The organism is Pseudomonas donghuensis, assembly GCF_000259195.1.
In the GTDB taxonomy this organism is placed as follows: Bacteria; Pseudomonadota; Gammaproteobacteria; order Pseudomonadales; family Pseudomonadaceae; genus Aquipseudomonas; species Aquipseudomonas donghuensis.
This window is the reverse complement of record NZ_JH650775.1, coordinates 28,826-33,448: the sequence shown is the minus strand read 5'-3', so window position 1 is coordinate 33,448 and position 4,623 is coordinate 28,826. Positions and strand designations below refer to the sequence as shown.

Sequence of the window (4,623 nt, the reverse complement as noted above, 5' to 3'; positions counted from 1 at the left end):
GCACCCCAGCCAATACCGTGATGCTGTGCTTTGATCCGGCATTTGCGTCATTGCGCGATGGCCTTTCGGTTGCCCTGCAGATCGGCGGCACGCTGTGGCTGGCCAACGACGAAACCACCAGCCTGGAACGCCTGGCGATCCAGCCCGCAGCACCCGGTGAGGCCGTGACGTGCGATGAGCACCACTCCTTCCCGCTCATGAAATACCTGCACCTGCCCATACCCGATCCAGAAGCCGAGATCGACATCGAGGGCCTGGCCTATGCCCCTGACGGGGGGTATCTCTGGATCGTCGGCTCCCATAGCCTCAAGCGCAAGAAGGCGGACGCCGACAAGTCTGCGCTGAAGAACATCAAGCGCCTGTCGACCGTAGAGGCAGACGGCAATCGCTTTCTGTTGGCGCGCCTCCCTGTGGTGCAGCAGAACGGCAGCTATGTGCTCGCCGCAAAGGTAAATGGCGATGGACGTACGGCGGCGCAGTTGCATGGCAATGCGCTCGGCAACGACCTGACCGCGGAAATTGCCAGGGACGATCAGCTACGCGACTTTCTGCGCATCCCGGGCAAAGACAACGGTTTCGACATCGAAGGGTTGGCCGTCATCGGCTCGCGCCTGTTGTTGGGGTTGCGGGGGCCGGTGCTGCGCGGCTGGACCGTGCTGCTGGAGATTGAACCCGAACTCGATGGCGACTCGACCGACACCTTGGTGCTCAAGAAGATCGGCCCGGGTGGGCGCCGCTACCGCAAGCACTTCTTCGCGCTCAACGGCCTGGGGGTGCGAGACCTGTGCAGCAGGGGCGACGACCTGCTGATTCTGGCGGGGCCGACCATGGACCTGGACGGCCCGGTCACGGTGTTCCGTTGGCGCGGCGGCTTCGCAGCCGATGAAGAGCAGGTGGTGTTTGCCGATCAATTGGAGACGGTGCTGGAGGTGCCGTTCGGCAAAGGCGACGATCATGCAGAGGGCATGTGCTTGTTCAAATCGGGTGAGGAGAGCAGGGAGCTTTTGCTGATCGTCTACGACGCTGCCGCGCAGCGTCGTAAACACGGTGACCGGAGTGTGGAAGGGGACCTGTTTACCCTCAATTAGCGGCGGCTGCGCGGGTGTGGCGGGTTATGCAGGCAGGGCACGCTTCGCCAGCGCGGTATTGAAATCGCTTTTCCCGCTACAATGTGGCTCCCTGCATCGATAAAACCGATACCCCCAATGCGCTACTCTCCAGAAGCCCTCCAAGCCTTCGTCGAAGCCGCCGCCCTGGGCTCCTTCTCCGCCGCCGCCCGCAAGCTACGCAAAAGCCAATCCACCATCAGCGCCGCAATCGCCAACCTCGAAGCCGACCTCGGCGTCACCCTGTTCGACCGCCAGGCCCGCCAACCCGTGCTGACCGAAGCCGGGCGCAAGGTACTCGGCCATGTGCAGGAGATCCTCGCCGCCAGCGAGCGCCTGGACCAACTGAGCATCCGCTTGGCGGACAAGGTCGAGCCGCGGCTGACGATCGTGTTTTCCGACATGCACCAGCTCAACCCGGACAACCGGGTGATGCAGCTGTTCGAGCAGCGCTACCAGGACATCGAGCTGGAATGCATGATCGCCGAAGCGGGTGATGTGCTGAACCTGTTGCAGAGCGGCCGCGCACATTTGGGCATGCTCGCCGCGCAACCCGGCTACCCGCCGGATGTGGCCGCCACGCGGCTGGCGGCGCAGGCGCAGATGGGGATTTTCGTGGCCAGCAATCACCCGCTGGCGCAGCTTGCGCAGCCGACCCAGGCGCATCTGGCCGGGCATCGTCAGTTGTACTTGAACACCTACACCGACAGTGTGAACAAACCCCAGGGGCGGGTGTGGTCGGCGCCGGATTATCTGATGCTGCTGGAGATGACCGAGGAGGGCTTTGGCTGGGCCGAGTTGCCGCACGGCCTGGTCAAGCAGTACGGCCATGGCCAGCTCACCGAGCTGAAACTGCGCGGCTGGCCACGGCCGATCGCGGTGGATGTGGCCTGGTCGAAGCTGACCCCGCCGGGGCCGGCGGGGTTGTGGTTGCTCGATCGTTTGCTGGAAAGCAGCTAGGCGCGGGCGCCGGCCCGTTCCAACAGCACCTGTATCTCTTTGTAGCCCCGTTGCCGCGCGTGCTGCAGTGGGGTTATGCCGTCACCATCGGCAAGGTTCACATCAGCCCCGGCCTTGATCAGCTCCCGCACGATGTCGACATGCCGCTGGCCGCCGTCGCCGAGGATGATGGCCTCGAGCAGGGCGGTCCAGTGCAGTTTGTTGACGTGATCGACGGCGACGCCTGCGGCAATCAGCAGGCGCACGGTCTCGACATGGCCGCGTTCGGCCGCCGGTATCAGCGCGGTGCCGCCGTAGCGGTTGGTGCTGCTCAGGTCGGCGCCGTGGGCCAGGGTCAGTTTGAGGATGTCGTTGTGGCCGCGGGCGCCGGCGTACAGGTAGGGGCTGTCTTCGATGGAATCCTTGGCGTTGACGTCGGCGCCGGCGTCGATCAGCACCCGGGCGGCTTCGACCTGGTTGTTGTGGGTGGCCAGCAGCAGCGGGGTACGGCCCATTTTGTCGCGGGCTTCGAGCTTGGCGCCCTGGTCGAGCAGGCTGCGTACCTGTGCTGCCTGGCCATTTTCGGCCGCGCTGCGCAGCTGGCTTTCGAGGGTGCCGCCATCGGCATTGGCGGTCAGCGATGTGAGCATGGCGAACACCACGGCAAGGTGAGTGGACAGGCGTTCAAGGAGCATGGCAGTACCTCCTGGTGGGCGATTGCTCGCAGGGTCGGGCCATGTTAAAAGTCGGGCTCCTTATTTAGAAGTTAAATAAAAGCATGTCTGTCAGTGAAAAATCGAATAGGCCGCTGTTCGACCTCGACCTGTTGCGCGCGGTGGTCATGGTCAGCGACTGCGGCAGTTTCACCACGGCGGCGGCGCGCCTGCACTCGACCCAGTCGACGGTCAGTCAGAAGGTCCGCCGGCTGGAGGAGATGGTCGGGCACAAGCTGCTCGAGCGCGGCAACCGCGACGTGCTGCCCACTGACGCCGGGCAGACGCTGCTCGGTTACGCCCGGCAGATGCTGGCCTACAACGATGAAATGCTCGAGGCGATGTCTGGCGCCACGGTGGCGGTGACCGTGCGCCTGGGCGTGCCGGAAGACTTTGCCGCCGGGCGCACCACCCATTTGCTCTCGACCTTCAACCGCAAGCACCCGCAGGTCAAGCTGGAGGTCACCAGCGGCCTGTGCCGCGACCTCAGCGCCAGCTACGACAACGGCGAGCTCGACCTGATTTTGCTCAAGCAGCGGCGCAACAGCCGTGAGGCGGTGGCCTGCTGGCCGGAGAAGCTGCAGTGGATCGACAGCGTCAAGAACCCGGCCTTCGACCAGGACCCGGTGCCGCTGGTGACCTTCCCGCCGCGCGGGCTGTACCGCGACGACATGATCGGCGCCATCGAGCGCATGGGCCGCCGCTGGCGCATCAGCTTCACCAGCTCCAGCCTCAGCGGCCTGCAGGCGGCGGTGGCCAACGGCATGGGCATCAGCCTGCTGCCGCTGCGGGCAGTTACCGCCGAGCATTTGCAGCTGACCTCAGAGCATGGCCTACCGTCGATCGATGCCATGGAGGTGGCGATCATTCATCGGCCGACCGCAGACGCCATGGTCAAGGAGCTGGCCGCGGAGCTGGCGCGCACCCTGGCGAGCGAGTAGGGACGGCGTCGATCGACCCCTTTAAAGCGTATCTGCAGGATGCCCGGTTGGCTGCCATCTAGAGGGCTGGTACAGATGCACGCGATTACGGCCCTGGCGCTTGGCGGCATACAGGGCGTTGTCGGCCTTGGACAGCAAGCGCGAAAGGTCGTGCTCGCCAGGGCCACTGGCGCCGACGATGCCGATGCTGACGCTGAGAAAACCGGGTTCGAGCATCGGCACAGCGTAGAAGCTGTCACAGATGCGTTGCGCCACCTGCCGTGCCGTCTGTGCGTCGGTATTGGCCAGCAGGCAAGCGAACTCTTCACCGCCGATACGGGCGAAGACATCCTCCTGGCGCACGCTGTTGCTGGTGACTTGGGCGAAGGCGATCAGGGCCTGATCGCCGGTCTGGTGGCCGTGGGTATCGTTGAGGCGCTTGAAGTGATCCAGGTCGCACAGCAGCAAGCTCACCGGTTCGCCACGGCGGGCACAGTCGGCCAACAGCTTTTCGCCGCAGGACATGAACGCCCGGCGGTTGCCGACGCCGGTCAGCGGGTCGGCGTAGGCGGCGGCCTTGAATTTGAGCTCCGTGCGCTCGCGCACCATGGCCAGGGTCACATAGGCGATGCCGATGGCATAGAGCATCGATTCGAACAGCATGAACGAGAAGAAGCCGGTGCCGTGGCCATTGCTGGCGATTGCCTGATCCAGCGACACGCCGTGGTCGGCAACGCTGCGCACGCAGTAGAAACCGGTGTGCACCAGCATCAGCATCAGCGCCGGCAGGTAGGCGACTTCGAACTGCCGGCGGCTGCGCCACAACTCAATGATCGACAAGCTGCCATACGCCGCCACGAGCATCGAGTACACCGTCACCCGCAAGCCGAGGTCGGTGTAGAAACCCGGCATCAGCCCCCACAGTAACCAGGCCGCCGCGCCGGC

5 protein-coding genes are annotated in these 4,623 nt (G+C 64.7%); 3 read left to right on the top strand and 2 right to left on the bottom strand.

Annotated elements, in window-relative coordinates; all coding sequences use genetic code 11:
- Positions 1 to 20: 20 nt before the first annotated feature.
- Both UW3_RS0121015 and UW3_RS0121010 read left to right on the top strand, forming a co-directional pair.
- A complete protein-coding gene (locus UW3_RS0121015; RefSeq protein WP_036996028.1) occupies positions 21 to 1,088 on the top strand; it encodes a DUF3616 domain-containing protein in 1,068 nt (355 codons plus the stop codon).
- 117 nt (positions 1,089 to 1,205) lie between these two features.
- Complete coding sequence (locus tag UW3_RS0121010) at positions 1,206 to 2,066, top strand: LysR family transcriptional regulator (RefSeq protein WP_010225358.1); 861 nt, start codon at positions 1,206 to 1,208, stop codon at positions 2,064 to 2,066.
- Here UW3_RS0121010 and UW3_RS0121005 read toward each other — a convergent pair.
- Positions 2,063 to 2,695, bottom strand: coding sequence for an ankyrin repeat domain-containing protein (locus UW3_RS0121005; RefSeq protein WP_420220031.1), 633 nt, complete (start codon positions 2,693 to 2,695; stop codon positions 2,063 to 2,065). The two genes, UW3_RS0121010 and UW3_RS0121005, sit on opposite strands and share 4 nt — an antisense overlap.
- A 128-nt stretch (positions 2,696 to 2,823) precedes the next feature.
- On the opposite strand from UW3_RS0121005, the gene UW3_RS0121000 reads away from it, so the two are divergent.
- Positions 2,824 to 3,699, top strand: a complete 876-nt coding sequence (locus tag UW3_RS0121000) for a LysR substrate-binding domain-containing protein (protein ID WP_010225354.1) — start codon at positions 2,824 to 2,826, stop codon at positions 3,697 to 3,699.
- A 21-nt stretch (positions 3,700 to 3,720) separates the two neighbouring features.
- On the opposite strand, the gene UW3_RS27420 is transcribed toward UW3_RS0121000, so the two are convergent.
- Positions 3,721 to 4,623, bottom strand: a 903-nt coding sequence (locus UW3_RS27420) for a GGDEF domain-containing protein (protein WP_010225352.1), incomplete at its 5' end; no start/stop codon positions are given.